General features: G+C 71.2%; 13 protein-coding genes. 7 read left to right on the top strand and 6 right to left on the bottom strand.

The window, feature by feature from the left end:
- Window positions 1–103: 103 nt before the first annotated feature.
- A complete protein-coding gene (locus AC3EU2_RS07400; protein WP_488179069.1) occupies window positions 104–994 on the bottom strand; it encodes a hypothetical protein in 891 nt (296 codons plus the stop codon).
- A gap of 118 nt (window positions 995–1112) precedes the next feature.
- Here AC3EU2_RS07400 and AC3EU2_RS07395 point away from each other — a divergent pair, with 118 nt between their 5' ends.
- From AC3EU2_RS07395 to AC3EU2_RS07385, 3 genes are all read left to right on the top strand, one after another.
- The gene (locus AC3EU2_RS07395; protein ID WP_488179068.1) at window positions 1113–1631 is read left to right on the top strand and encodes a peptidylprolyl isomerase; all 519 of its coding nucleotides are present in this window, start codon (window positions 1113–1115) and stop codon (window positions 1629–1631) included.
- A gap of 51 nt (window positions 1632–1682) precedes the next feature.
- A complete protein-coding gene (locus tag AC3EU2_RS07390; protein ID WP_488179067.1) occupies window positions 1683–2825 on the top strand; it encodes a serine hydrolase domain-containing protein in 1143 nt (380 codons plus the stop codon).
- A 76-nt stretch (window positions 2826–2901) separates the two neighbouring features.
- On the top strand, window positions 2902–3834 hold the full coding sequence (locus AC3EU2_RS07385) for a rhomboid family intramembrane serine protease (protein ID WP_488179066.1): 933 nt from the start codon (window positions 2902–2904) through the stop codon (window positions 3832–3834).
- A 455-nt stretch (window positions 3835–4289) separates the two neighbouring features.
- Here AC3EU2_RS07385 and AC3EU2_RS07380 read toward each other — a convergent pair whose 3' ends face one another.
- Window positions 4290–4544 (bottom strand): cell division protein CrgA, encoded by a 255-nt coding sequence (locus tag AC3EU2_RS07380; protein ID WP_488179065.1) that lies wholly within the window; start codon window positions 4542–4544, stop codon window positions 4290–4292.
- Window positions 4545–4614: 70 nt separating this feature from the next.
- On the opposite strand from AC3EU2_RS07380, the gene AC3EU2_RS07375 reads away from it, so the two are divergent.
- From AC3EU2_RS07375 to AC3EU2_RS07360, 4 genes are read left to right on the top strand one after another with little or no spacing between them, the layout of a single operon-like run.
- On the top strand, window positions 4615–5364 hold the full coding sequence (locus tag AC3EU2_RS07375; RefSeq protein ID WP_488179064.1) for a DUF881 domain-containing protein: 750 nt from the start codon (window positions 4615–4617) through the stop codon (window positions 5362–5364).
- Entirely contained in the window at window positions 5361–6068 is a 708-nt protein-coding gene (locus tag AC3EU2_RS07370; RefSeq protein WP_488179063.1) for a class E sortase, read from the top strand. Before AC3EU2_RS07375 ends, AC3EU2_RS07370 begins: the two co-directional genes overlap by 4 nt.
- Window positions 6068–6301, top strand: a complete 234-nt coding sequence (locus AC3EU2_RS07365; RefSeq protein ID WP_488179062.1) for a hypothetical protein — start codon at window positions 6068–6070, stop codon at window positions 6299–6301. The genes AC3EU2_RS07370 and AC3EU2_RS07365 overlap by 1 nt, the downstream gene beginning before the upstream one ends.
- Entirely contained in the window at window positions 6298–6960 is a 663-nt protein-coding gene (locus AC3EU2_RS07360) for an aminodeoxychorismate/anthranilate synthase component II (RefSeq protein ID WP_488179061.1), read from the top strand. The genes AC3EU2_RS07365 and AC3EU2_RS07360 overlap by 4 nt, the downstream gene beginning before the upstream one ends.
- Window positions 6961–7018: 58 nt before the next feature.
- On the opposite strand, the gene pknB is transcribed toward AC3EU2_RS07360, so the two are convergent.
- From pknB to AC3EU2_RS07340, 4 genes are read right to left on the bottom strand one after another with little or no spacing between them, the layout of a single operon-like run.
- Window positions 7019–8890, bottom strand: a complete 1872-nt coding sequence (pknB, locus tag AC3EU2_RS07355; RefSeq protein ID WP_488179060.1) for a Stk1 family PASTA domain-containing Ser/Thr kinase — start codon at window positions 8888–8890, stop codon at window positions 7019–7021.
- 7 nt (window positions 8891–8897) lie between these two features.
- Window positions 8898–10355 carry a peptidoglycan D,D-transpeptidase FtsI family protein gene (locus tag AC3EU2_RS07350; protein ID WP_488179059.1) on the bottom strand — a complete coding sequence of 486 codons (1458 nt, stop codon included), beginning with the start codon at window positions 10353–10355 and terminating at the stop codon, window positions 8898–8900.
- Window positions 10352–11734, bottom strand: coding sequence for an FtsW/RodA/SpoVE family cell cycle protein (locus tag AC3EU2_RS07345; protein ID WP_488179058.1), 1383 nt, complete (start codon window positions 11732–11734; stop codon window positions 10352–10354). Before AC3EU2_RS07345 ends, AC3EU2_RS07350 begins: the two co-directional genes overlap by 4 nt.
- Complete coding sequence (locus AC3EU2_RS07340; protein ID WP_488179057.1) at window positions 11731–13116, bottom strand: PP2C family protein-serine/threonine phosphatase; 1386 nt, start codon at window positions 13114–13116, stop codon at window positions 11731–11733. Before AC3EU2_RS07340 ends, AC3EU2_RS07345 begins: the two co-directional genes overlap by 4 nt.

Below are 13116 nucleotides of genomic sequence, written 5' to 3'. Positions count from 1 at the left end.
CGACGCCCCTGCCCGCCCACCACCGGCCCCACGGCGGAACGACGAGAGGCGGTATGCCGGGTGGGCACCCGGCATACCGCCTCTCGTCGTGCGCCCCGAAGGGTCAGCTGTTGTTGCTGCGGCCCTCGTCGAGGTGCGGCGTCGACAGGTCCGAACCCTCGGACGTGCCGGAGGTCGACGGCGCCGCGCCCTCGGCCCACTCGCCGGCGTCGGTCCAGGCGTCGCCCTCGCTGACGGTCTCGGTGGTCGGCTCGCCGGAGTACTCGGCTGCGTCGTCCGCGGTGAACTCGTCGGTCGTGTCGCTGGCCTTGTCCTTGACGTCGGCGGCCTTGTCGGTCGTCTTGTCCTTGACCTCGCTGGCCTTGTCCTTGACGGCCGTTCCCGCGGCAGCAGCCTTCTCCTTGGCGGCGGCGGCGAGGTCGGTGACCTTGTCGCCGACCGTGGCGCCGTTGTGTGCGCCACCGACGGACGAGTCACGGCCGGAGCCGGGAGCGGTGTAGGCCCCGGCGGTCGCCCACGGGTCCTTCTTCTCGGTCGACTTCTTCCACGCGAGCGCGGCAGCGCCGGCCGCGAGGAGGCCGAGGAGCAGGAGGCCCTTGCCGCCCTTCTTCTGCTTGACGACGGCGTCGCCCTTGAGCACGTGGTAGGCGTCGGGGGCGCGGTCGGCGGCCTCGGCCGCGGCGGCCTTGGTGGCCGCGGCGCCGGCGAGGACGGTCGCGAGGGCGGACGCGAGCTTGGGCACGACCTCCTCGACGAAGGTGTCCTTGGCGTCGTGGACCTTGGGTCCGGCCTCGGCGGCGTAGTCGCGGGCGGTCTCGCGTGCGCTCTCCACCCTGGGGGCGGCCCTGTCCTTGAGCTCGGCGGCGCGGGCCCGGAGGTCGGCTGCCGTGGAGTGGGCGCTGGACGAGGCGTCAGACGCGGTGGAGGCGGCGGTCTCGACCCGAGCCGCGACGGCCTCACGGGCCTGTTCGGTCTTGCTCTTCGTGCGGAACACGACGATCTCCTATCGATGGACGAGTGAACGGTGTCGCCGTTCAACGACTGCTTCCATCAAACACTGTTTGACCAGCACTGTCACAGTTGGGCCCCGGGGCAACCCATACGATGGACGCATGAAGGCAACCCTGAAGACCAACCACGGCACGATCAACGTCACCCTGTTCCCCGACCACGCGCCCAAGACGGTGAAGACCATCACCGGCCTGGCCTCGGGTGAGCTCGAGTACAAGGACGACGCCGGCCGGAGCAACCCGGACAAGTACTACGACGGCCTGATCTTCCACCGCATCATCCCCGGCTTCATGATCCAGGGTGGTGACCCGATGGGCCAGGGCTTCGGTGGCCCCGGCTTCACCTTCGACGACGAGATCCACCCCGAGCTCCAGTTCGACCGGCCCTACCTCTTCGCCATGGCCAACGCCGGGAAGCGCATGGGCAAGGGCACCAACGGCAGCCAGTTCTTCATCACCGTGACCCCGACCCCGCACCTCAACGGCAAGCACACGATCTTCGGCGAGGTCGCCGACCAGGAGAGCCGCGACGTCGTCGACAAGATCGCCGCCGTCAAGACCGGCGCGAACGACAAGCCCGCGCAGGACGTTGTCATCGAGAGCTTCACCATCGACACCTGAGCCCGACCCGCGCACGCACGCCCCCAGGAGAACTGACCACGACCGTGGTCAGTGCTCCTGGCGCGTGGTGGACAGGATCACGAGGAGGGGGACGACACGCTGGGTCAGGACGCCGTAGACCCCGCGGACCGCCGTTGGCTGCTCGTCATCGGGGCGTACGCAACCGTGTGGCTGTCGATGTCCTTCCCGCTCATGGTGCTCGTGCCCCGGCTGCGACGGCCGCTCATCATGATGGCGTGTGACCTCATCTTCGTGAAGGGTCACCTCGAGTGGGCACGCGCGCGGATCGCCCAGGGATGTGAGTACTCCCATCGTCGACAGGAGATCGTCGTGAGACTGTTCAAGAAGCGTCAGGCGCACGTGGTCCTCAAGGACGGCGCCGTCGTGTCGCGTGAGCTCGGCAAGGCCTACGTCGAGGGCAACGACGTCGAGTGGGGCTCGATCACCAAGACGGTGACGTCGGCCGCGGTCGCTGAGCTCGTCGTCTCGGGGCGGCTCGCCTACGACCAGCCGGTCGTCGACATCGTCGGTGGTCGCCTCCCCGCACAGATCACGGTGGACCAGCTCGCCCGGCACACCTCGGGGATGCCCCGCGTCCATCCGGGCATGAAGGGCGGGCTCAACCACGACCCGTACGAGGGCACGGGTCCCGACTTCCTGTCGGCCCTGCTCGACGAGTTCGACCCTTCCCTGCTCGAGACCCCGGGCGTGGTCGCCTACTCCAACCTCGGGTATGCCGTCCTCGGCCGGGTCATCGAGACGGTCACCGGCGAGGACTGGTTCCCGTCCGTGCGCGGACTCGTCCTCGAGCCGTGGGGCCTGACCGGCGTGACGGTCCGCCCTCCGGAGGAGCGGTGGACGGCGATCAAGGGCTTCGACCGGAAACCGCACCAGCCCTGGCGGCTGGACCGGTCGGCATACGCGCCCGCGGGAGCGCTCTGGAGCACTATCGACGACCTCGCACGGTACGGTCAGGAGACCCATGAGCGCGGTGGGTACGACGTGGCGCGACGTGGCTGGCAGGAGACCGAAGGGCGCTGGTGGCACAACGGCCAGACGCGCGACGCTGGTGCGTGCCTCGTCATCGACCCCGGTGCGCGCCTCGTTGTCGCTACGCACGCGCTGGCCCGGCTCCCCGGATCTGCGGACCGGTTGGCCGACACTCTCATCCGGGAGCAGCTCGAGGCCGCGTGAGGTCCGGGACCCGGCTGCCGGGTCCTCACGGCCCACGCTCAGGGCGTTCCCACCTGGCGTCGTTAGACTCGCGGTGATGAGTGAGCCGACGGCATACGGACAGACCGGCACCCCCGAAGAGGTGCCGGTCTGCCCGCGCCATCCCGACCGGGTCTCGTACGTCCGCTGCCAGCGCTGCGGCCGCCCGGTCTGCCCTGAGTGCCAGCGGTCGGCGGCGGTCGGCGTGCAGTGCGTCGACTGCGTCCGCGAGGGCCAGAAGTCGATCCGCCAGGGCCGGACGGTCTTCGGGGGCGACGTCAGCACGGTCGGCGATCGGCCGTTCGTCACGACGACGATCATCGGCATCTGCATCGCCGTCTTTTTGGCCCAGCTCGCCTCGCCCACGGTCACCGACAAGGTGGCGTTCGTGCCCTACCTCGGCGACAGCGAGCCGTGGCGCTTCATCACGTCGGCGTTCGCGCACAGCCCACGGATGCTGCTCCACATCGGCTTCAACATGTACGCGCTGTGGGTCATGGGGCAGTACCTCGAGCCGATGCTCGGCAGGGCCAGGTTCGCGGCGCTTTACCTCATCAGCGCGGTCGGCGGCTCCGTCGTCTACCTGCTCCTGTCCTTCCCGCAGTCGGTCGACGAGCTCAACATGCGCGACTTCGGTTCGTGGGAGACGCCCGCTGTCGGGGCGTCTGGAGCGGTGTTCGGGCTGTTCGGGGCGTTCCTCGTGCTGCAGCGCCGGCTGGGACGCTCGGCCGCGGCGATGTACGCGACCATCGGGATCAACGCGGTCCTCGGCTTCGTCATCCCCGGCATCGCCTGGCAGGCGCACCTCGGTGGGCTGCTCGTCGGGGCGGCGTGCGCTGCGGTCGTGGCCTACACGGGGCGCCGGCCGGAGGGTGCGGCGCTGACGCAGCGCGCGAACTTCGGCGTGCACTGGGTCGGGCTGGGCGCCATCGCGGTGGTGCTCGTTGCGCTCACCGTGCTGAAGTACGCGCTGACGTCGTCCCCGATTTGACCTGTGCACTGCTGCGCTGACCCGCAGCAGCGCCGCCTGCCCGACCCCCCACGCCGCACGGTGCACTGCTGCGCTGGGGTGCAGCAGTGCACACCCTGAGTCCGTCGTGACTGTGCACTGCTGCGCCGAGCCGCAGCAGTGCAGACCCTGAGTCCGTGGTGACTGTGCACTGCTGCGCTGGGGTGCAGCAGTGCACAGCGGTGGGTGGCTGGCGTGCTGCGCTGGGGCGCAGCAGTGCACTGGGCGTACCGCGACGACGTGCGAGCGGCCGATGACCAACCGGCGACCACCAGCCGGATTACATGGCTGTCATTCATCCACATTGGGGACAACTCCTGTGGATAACGTCGAGTTGTCCACAGCTTGTCCCCAGAATCGGTGCACAGGCGACACGGAACGGCCCCCGACCGACGTGGTCAGGGGCCGTTCCGCGTGAACCGGGGGACGGGCGGGCGTCAGCGCCAGCGCGTCGTCATGAGGAAGCCGGCCATCATGAAGGCAAAGCCGGCACCGAGGTTCCAGCGCCCGATCTGGGGCAGCGGGTACTCCTTGGCGCCGGAGATATAGTACGTCACGACCCAGACCAGACCGATGAGCATCAGCCCGAGCATCACGGGCACGAACCAGCGCGGGTTGGGCTTGGTGGCGTTGGCCTGCGCCGTGCGGGGCGGCGTGTAGGCGGGCTTGGCGCGGCCCTTGGACTCTGGCACGGACTGTCTCCTTGGCATTCGGGGTCGTGGCCTAGCGTAGAGCCTGTTCCAGAGAGAGGTGGTGACCCCCGTGGCCGAGCGCAGAACCTTCCTCACGACGCGACCCACGGCGTGGTCGCTGCTCGTGCCCGTCGTGGCGATCCTCGCGGGCATCCTCTTCGCCACGAGCGGGTCGGTGGCGCAGGGTCGCAGCCTGCGATCGGACGGGGCCGGCATCCCGGACATCATCCGGCAGCAGACCAAGGACAACACCCGGATGACCGAGGAGCTGCAGACCCTCGAGGCCGAGGTCGAGCAGCTCACCCGGACGAGCACCCCCGGCAACGCCGCGATCGGCGAGCTCAAGCGCAAGGCTGACGCGATTGCCGTCACCGCCGGCCGAGTCCCCGTCGAGGGACCCGGCGTCGAGGTCCAGCTCGACGACTCCGACCTCGAGGTCGACGCGCTGCCCGCGGGCTTCTCCGCCGACGACATCGTCGTGCACCAGCAGGACGTCCAGGCCGTCGTCAACGCGTTCTGGGCGGGGGGCGCGGAGGCGATGATGATCCAGGACCAGCGGATCATCTCGACGAGTGCCGTCCGCTGCGTCGGCAACACCCTCATCCTCCAGGGTCGCGTCTACTCCCCGCCGTACCGCATCCGCGCCATCGGCGACCCCCAGCGGCTGCGCGAGATCCTCGACCAGTCGCCCGAGGTCGCGATCTACCGCGAGTACGTCACCGCCGTCGGCCTCGGCTACGACGTGACCTCCTCCGACGCGTACTCCTTCCCGGCCTACGCCGGCTCGATCACCCCCGACTACGCCTCGGTGGAGCAGTGAGTCGGAGCCGCGGCGGCAGGTCGACGGGGGCGGGGGTCGTGGGGGTGCTCGGCGAGGTCCTCGTGACGCTCGGTGCGCTCGTCCTGCTCTTCGTCGTGTGGCAGCTGTGGTGGACCGACGTCGAGTCCGACCGCGCCCACGCGCAGACGGTGTCGACCCTCGAGCGCGGGTTCGCCGAGGCGTCCTCCGGCGCCGCGGCCGAGGTCGAGCCCAAGGTCCAGGGCGACGCCTTCGCCGTCGTGCGGATCCCCCGTTTCGGCTCCGACTACGCCCGCCCGCTCGTCGAGGGCACGTCGGCCAAGGAGCTCGCGCAGGGTCTCGGGCACTACGTCGGGTCGGCCGCCCCCGGAGAGGTCGGCAACCTCGCCATCGCGGGGCACCGCACGACCTACGGCAAGCCGCTCGCCGACATCGACCGGCTCCGCCGGGGGGACGAGGTCATCGTCGAGACCGCCGGGGGCGAGAGCGTGTACGCCGTGACGAGCCACGAGATCGTGCGCCCGTCGGAGTCCGACGTCATTGCCGCCGTGCCGGGGGACCCCGCTGCGACGCCGACGAAGGCGGTCCTCACCCTCACGTCGTGCCACCCCAGGTTCAGCGCGAAGCAGCGCTGGATCGTTCACGCCGAGCTCGTCCTCACCCGGACGCGCGACCAGATCGCGCTGTCCGACAACCTCCCCGCCCCGCGGGTGGAGCCGTCCTGATGTATGCCGGCCTGTGGCGTGCGCTCCCCGGTCCCGCCCTGCTCCGTGCGGCGCTGATCGTGGTCCTGTTCGGTGCCGTCGTCGTGGTCTGCTTCGAGTGGCTCTTCCCCCTCGTGGCCTCGTGGCTGCCCTACGACGAGACCACCGTCGGCTCCGACACCGCCGCAGCCCTTCCGGGACGTCCGGCCCTCCCCACCCTTCCCTCCCCCCGCACCCTCGAGGACCTCGCATGAGCGACCCCACCCGCATCCTCGTCATCGACAACTACGACTCGTTCGTCTTCACGATCGTCGGCTACCTCGAGCAGCTCGGCGCCGAGTGCACCGTCGTGCGCAACGACGCGATCGCCCCCGCCGACGGCGCCGACTTCGACGGCGTCCTCGTCTCGCCGGGGCCCGGCACGCCCGAGGAGGCCGGTGTCTCGATGGCGATGATCGAGGCCTGCGGTGAGCGCTCGCAGCCGATGCTCGGCGTCTGCCTCGGCCACCAGGCCCTGGGGGTCGTCGCCGGCGGGGTCGTCGGCCGTGCGCCCGAGCTGCTCCACGGGAAGACCTCGCTCGTGCACCACGAGGGCGCCGGGGTGCTCGCGGGGCTGCCCACGCCGTTCACGGCGACGCGCTACCACTCGCTGACGATCGACCCCCCGACCCTGCCCGAGTCGCTCGTCTCCACGGGTCACACCGAGAGCGGCATCATCATGGCGGTCCAGCACCGCGAGCTGCCGCTGCACGGCGTTCAGTTCCACCCCGAGTCGGTGCTGACCCAGGGCGGTCACCACCTCCTCGCCAACTGGCTCCAGGTGTGTGGCGACGCCGAGGCCGTCGAACGGTCGGTCGGCCTCAGCCCGCTCGTCCACGACGCCGCCCACGTCGCGGCGCACGTCACCGACTGACCCGCGCACCCCGCACCCGCCATTCTCTCCGCCGCCGGTGGAGGCGCGACAGTCTGGGTCAGCTGCCGCTCGGGGTGGGGCTCGGCGATCCCGTGGGGCTCGGCGTCGGAGTGGGCGTGGCGGTCGCCGACGGGGTGGGACTCGGCGAGGGGGTCGGAGGGGGAGGCGGCGGCGGGGGCGCCTTCTGCGCGACCGTGATCGTCACCTCGGACCCGATGGCGACGATCTCCTCGGCGTCGGGGTCCTGCGCGACGACGGTGCCCTGGGTGGCCCGGGACGTCTGGCGGTACTCCGTCTTGGGCTTGAGGCCGATGGCGAGCAGCGCGGCCGAGGCCTCGTCCTGGGTCTTGCCCGTGAGGAGGGGGACCTCGACCTGGCCGGAGGACACCGAGACGTTGACGATGCTCCCGGGCGGGAGGGACTTCCCGGCGGCGGGGGTGCTTTCGACGATCCGGTCCTTGGGCTGCTTGTTCGTGTTGACCTTGACCGTCCGGCCGATGGCGAGTTTCGCGCCCGTGAGCAGCTCCGTCGCCTCCTCCACGGTCCGGCCGGCGAGGTTGGGAACGACGACGGCGGTCGGGCCGGTCGAGATGGCGATCCGCACGGTGGTCGTCGAGGCGACGACCCGGGCGCCGGGGTCGGGGTCCTGCGAGATGACCGACCCGTCGGGGACGGTGGCGCTCGCGGCGGCCGTCTCGACGAACGTGAGACCGGCCCGCCGGAGCTCGGCCACGGCGGTGGCGCGGGGCTTGCCCTCGAGCACGGGCACCGAGACCTTGTTCGCCTCCGCCTGCACCTCGCGGTACTGCTGCACCCCGAGGCCGAGCAGCGCAAGAGCCGCAAGACCGAGCAGGACCATGACCACCCGCAAGGCACCGCTGCGGCGGCGACGCGGCGGCGCGTGCCCGACGGCGGGGAAGGTCGACGTCGTCGAACCCGCCGCGGCCGCGGGAGGTGCCCCGTTCGCGGGACTGGTCTGCGCGGCATACACCTCTGTGGGTTCGGAGGTGCTGATCGCCGGGTGCCCCGCGGTGAGCAGCGCGAGCGAGGTCATCGCCGCGTCGCTCACCGGGCGGCCGAGGCGTGCCGACTGCAGGTCGGCGCGGAAGGCCCCGGCGTCCTGGTAGCGCTTCTCGCGGTCCTTGGTCAGGGCGTGGAGGACGACCGCGTCGAGTCCCTCGCTGAGCGAGTCCTCGAGGATCGACGGCGGGGTCGGCTGCTCGCCGACGTGCTGGTAGGCGATCGACACCGGGCTGTCGCCGACGAACGGCGGCCGGCCGGTGAGCAGCTCGTAGAGCATGCAGCCGGCGGAGTAGAGGTCGGACCGCGCGTCGACCGGCTGACCCTGCGCCTGCTCGGGCGAGAGGTACTGGGCGGTGCCGATGACCGCCTGGGTCTGGGTCATCGTCGCGGCCGTGTCGGCGATGGCGCGGGCGATGCCGAAGTCCATGACCTTGATCGACCCGTCGGCGGCGATCATGACGTTGGCCGGCTTGATGTCGCGGTGGACGATGCCCATGCGGTGGCTGTAGGCGAGCGCGTCGAGCACCCCCTCGGTCACCCGGCAGGCCTGGTTGATCGACATCCGGCCCTGCTCGGTGAGGACCTCGCGCAGCGTGCGCCCCTCGACGTGCTCCATGACCATGTAGGGCACCGCGACGCTGGCGCCGCCGGACTCGACGACGTGGTCCTCGCCGGAGTCGTAGACCGCGACGATGGAGGCGTGGTTGAGGCCCGCCGACGACTGCGCCTCGCGGCGGAAGCGCTTGATGAAGGAGGGGTCGCGGGCGAGGTCGCTGCGGAGCATCTTGATCGCGACCTTGCGCCCGAGCCGGGTGTCGTGGCCGAGGTGGACCTCGGCCATGCCGCCGCGACCGATGAGCTCGGCGACCTCGTAGCGCCCCCCGAGGAGCATCGTCTCCCCCTTCATGACGTGCTCACCTCTTCAGCCCTGCCTCGATCATGGCCTTGGCGATGGGGCCGCCGACGGCGCCACCCCCGCGCGTCTCGCTGTCGGCGTCGCCGCCGCTCTCGACGACCACGGCGACGGCGATCTGCGGGTCCTGCGCCGGCGCGAAGCCAGTGAACCACGCGTGCGCCCGCTGCTTCGGGTCGTGCTCGGCGGTGCCGGTCTTGCCGGCGACCCGCACACCATCGACCTGCGCCGGCTTGCCGCTGCCGTTCTCGACGACGGCCTCCATCATCTCGGTGAGCTGGGCGGCGACCTCGGGCGTGACGGCCTCCGACAGCTGCTCGGGCTCCGAGCGCTCGATGACGCTGAGGTCGCTGGACAGGACCGACCGCACGAGGTGCGGCCTCATGACGATCCCGCGGTTGGCGACGGCCGCGCTGAACATCGCGACCTGCAGCGGCGTGACGCGCACGTCGTACTGGCCGACCGCCGACTGGGCCAGCTGCGGCTCGTTGAGCTCGGCCGGCACGCTGCTCGGCGTGACCCGCATCGGGATCGACAGCTGGTCACCCACGCCGAACTTCGCGGCCTGGTCGCGCAGCGCGTCGGCGCCGAGCTCGAGCCCGAGGTAGCCGAAGGCGCTGTTGCAGGAGATCTCCATGGCGTGCAGGAACGTCGTCTCGTCGTTGTCGCCGCACGCCCGGTTGCCGATGTTGGGCAGGTCGGTCGTCGTCTGCGGCAGGTCGAGCGCGGCCGGCCCGGGCAGCACCGAGTCCGGGGCGAAACGTCCGCTCGACAGGGCGGCGGCGGCGGTGACGATCTTGAAGGTCGAGCCGGGCGGGTAGAGGTCGCCGCCGATGGCCCGGTTGACGAGCGGCTTGTCCGCCCGACCGTTGAGGGCCTTGTATGCCGTGTCGACCTTCCCGAGGTCGTGGCCCGACAGCGTGGCCGGGTTGTACGACGGGTTGCTCACCATCGCGAGGATCTCGCCGGTCGACGGGTTGACCGCGACCGCGGCGCCCTTGCGCCCGTCGAGGGCCGTGATCGCGGCCTGCTGCACGCGGTCGTCGAGGGTGAGCTCGAGGCTGGCGCCGGTGGTCCTGCGGCCGGTGAAGAAGTCGGAGACGCGGCGGAACGCGAGCTTGTCGCTGCTGCCGGAGAGCAGTCCGTTCTCGGCCTGCTCGAGGCCGCCGCCGGCGCCGTAGAAGGAGTAGTAGCCGGTGACGTGGGCGTAGGCCGCCCCCAACGGGTAGGTGCGCAGCCACTTGTAGTCGTTGTCGGCCGGCACCGACTTCGCGGCGGCGGTGTCACCGACGAGGATCTGGCCGCGCTCCCGGGCGTAGCTGCTGAGCAGGGTGCGCCGGTTGTCCGGTCGGGCGTTGAGGTCCTTGGCGTAGACGAACTGGATCATCGTCGTCGACACGAGGAGCGAGGCGAAGAGGAAGGCGACGACGAAGGAGAGACGGCGGATCGGTGAGTTCATCGCACCTTCACCACCTGGGTCTGTTCGTGGGACACGGGGTGGGGGACCTCGGGGTCGGGGACGGGTCTGCGGGCGTGGTCGCTGATCCGCAGCAGGAGCGCGACGAGCGTCCAGTTCGCGAGCAGCGAGGAGCCGCCCTGGGAGAGGAACGGCATCGTCAGGCCGGTGAGCGGGATGACCCGGGTCACGCCGCCGACGACGACGAAGCACTGCAGGGCGACCGAGAACGCCAGGCCCGAGGCGAGCAGCTTGCCGAAGCCGTCACGGGCGCCGATCGCCGTGCGCAGGCCCCGCTCGACGAGGAGGACGTAGAGCAGGAGCAGCGCGAAGAGCCCGACGAGGCCGATCTCCTCGCCGAAGCTCGGCACGATGAAGTCGCTCTCGGCGAAGTAGGTCAGCTCGGGGCGGCCGCGGCCGAGACCGGTGCCGAACATGCCTCCGGACGCCATGCCCATGAGTCCGCGGGCGAGCTGGTCGGAGGTGTCGAGCGCCTCTCGGCTGAACGTGTCGAGCCACAGCAGGACGCGTCGCTGGACGTGGCTGAAGATCATGTTGGCGATCCACGCGCCGACGCAGAAGAGGACGAGGCCGATGGCCACCCACGACGTCCGCTCGGTCGCGACGTAGAGCATCGCGACGAAGAGGCCGAAGAAAAGCAGCGACGAGCCGAGGTCCTTCTCGAGCACGAGGACGCCGACCGACAGCATCCACGCGACGAGGATCGGGCCGAGGTCGCGGGCCCGCGGCAGGGTGAAGCCGAGGATGCGGCGGCCGGCGACGGACAGCGCGTCGCGGGTCTGGACGAGGTAGCCGGCGAAGAACACGGCGAGGACGATCTTGGCGACCTCCCCCGGCTGGAACGAGAACGGCCCGACCGCGATCCAGATGCGGGAGCCGTAGTTCTCGACCCCGAGCCCGGGCACGAGGGGCAGCAGGAGCAGCCCGAAGCCGAGCGCCCCGGCGAGGTAGGTGTAGCGGCGCAGGATTCGGTGGTCGCGCAGGATGATGAGTGCCGCGATGGCGAGACCGGCCGCGATCGCGCTCCACATGAGCTGGCGCAGCGCCATCCCCTCGGCGAGGTCGCGCCCGTTGGCGAGGTCGAGCCGGTTGATCATGACGAGCCCGAGCCCGTTGAGCAGCGTCGCGATCGGGAGGATGAGCGGGTCGGCGTACGGCGCCCGCCAGCGCATCACGAGGTGGAACGCCACCGTGATGACGAGGAAGCCGGTGCCCACGGCGATGAGGCTCGGCGGGATCGTCCCCTCGACCGCGAGGCCCACGTTGGCGTAGGCGAGCGCGACGATGCAGACCGCGAAGACGAGGAGCGCGAGCTCGACGTTGCGGCCCTTGCGGGCGGGGATGGCGGAGACGGTGGTCATGGTGCAGCCGTGGCGCTCGGGGTCGGCGCGACGGTGAGCGTGCCGGTCGGGGTGGGGGTCGGGGTCGGGGCACTGGCGGTCGGCGTCGGCGTCGGGGTGGGCGACGGTGTGGTCCAGGTCGTGGGGACGGTCGCGCAGTCGCGGGACTGCGACTTGGCCCAGCGGCACGCCTGCGCCTGCACCTCGAGGTTGCGCACGAGGGCGGCCGCGTCGGACCGCGTGCTCATCGAGATGCCGCGGCCGAGCTGCCCGCGGTAGAAGTCGGGCAGGTCGTCGACGGCGATGCCGCTCGTCGTCTCGGCGCGGGAGAGGTCGATTGGCCCGAAGGACTGGTCGACCCCCTTGAAGACGGCGACCCGACCGTCGTTGACGCCGACGTAGAGCTGGGACTGCGTCCAGGCGTATGCCGCGTAGCCGCCGGCCACGAGGACCACGGCGGCGAGGAGGGACGCGCCGAGAGCGCGCAGCAGGGTGGTGCGGCGGCTGCGCGGCCCCTCCTCGGCGAGCTGGAGGTCGCCGGGGTCGGTCGCGCCGGTCGCCTCCTGCGAGAGGGCGGCCGCCTTGGCCGCGGGCGTCACGGGGATCGGTCGGGTGCGTGGACGGGAGGCAGCGGCGGCACCGACGACCTGGGGCGAGTCGCTGGGTACCGGGCCCTTGGTGAGGTCGACGACGTCGCCGACGACCACGGTGACGTTGTCCGGGGCGCCCGCGCGCAGGGCGAGCTGGACGAGCCGCTCGGCGCAGACGTCGGGCTTGCGCTCGGTCGTGAGGATCTCGTCGATGGTGTCGCGGGCGACGTAGTCGGACAGGCCGTCAGAGCAGATGAGGTAGCGGTCGCCGACGACCGCCTTGCGCACGACGACGTCCGGCTCCTCGTCCTCCGAGCCGGTGAGGACGCGGGTGACGAGCGAGCGCTGCGGGTGGGTGCTCGCCTCGTCGGGGGTGAGCCGCCCCTCGTCGACGAGGGACTGGACGAAGCTGTGGTCCTTGGTGATCTGGGCGACCTGGCCGTCCCGCACGAGGAAGGCGCGCGAGTCGCCGATGTGGGCGAGGACGAGCTTGTCGCGGGCGCGCAGGATCGCGATGAGGGTCGTGCCCATGCCGTCGAGGTCGGGGTCCTCCTGCACCATCCGGCCGAGCTCGGCGTTGGCCGCGGTGATCCGCTGGAGGAGGGCCCGGGTCGCGTCGGCGCCGGAGAACGACTCGCCGTCGAGGCCGACGAGCGCGCCCATGATCGTCGACGACGCGACGTCGCCGCCGGCGTGGCCACCCATGCCGTCGGCCATCGCGAGCAGGTGCGGGCCGGCATACCCGCTGTCCTCGTTGTTGGTCCGCACCATGCCGACGTCGGAGCGGGCAGCGAAGTGGAAGGCGATCGCCAC

This window comes from Knoellia sp. B-D-2 (assembly GCF_057714695.1).
The sequence above is the reverse complement of the archived record's forward strand: the minus strand, read 5'-3'. Positions and strand labels throughout refer to the sequence as shown.

Bases quoted from the DNA above. Each gene is read 5' to 3' on its own strand.
- AC3EU2_RS07395 (WP_488179068.1), top strand. From the start codon at position 1,113: ATGAAGGCAACCCTGAAGACCAACCACGGCACGATCAACGTCACCCTG.
- AC3EU2_RS07385 (WP_488179066.1), top strand. From the start codon at position 2,902: ATGAGTGAGCCGACGGCATACGGACAGACCGGCACCCCCGAAGAGGTG.
- AC3EU2_RS07365 (WP_488179062.1), top strand. From the start codon at position 6,068: ATGTATGCCGGCCTGTGGCGTGCGCTCCCCGGTCCCGCCCTGCTCCGT.
- AC3EU2_RS07360 (WP_488179061.1), top strand. From the start codon at position 6,298: ATGAGCGACCCCACCCGCATCCTCGTCATCGACAACTACGACTCGTTC.
- pknB (WP_488179060.1), bottom strand. From the start codon at position 8,890: ATGAAGGGGGAGACGATGCTCCTCGGGGGGCGCTACGAGGTCGCCGAG.
- AC3EU2_RS07350 (WP_488179059.1), bottom strand. From the start codon at position 10,355: ATGAACTCACCGATCCGCCGTCTCTCCTTCGTCGTCGCCTTCCTCTTC.
- AC3EU2_RS07345 (WP_488179058.1), bottom strand. From the start codon at position 11,734: ATGACCACCGTCTCCGCCATCCCCGCCCGCAAGGGCCGCAACGTCGAG.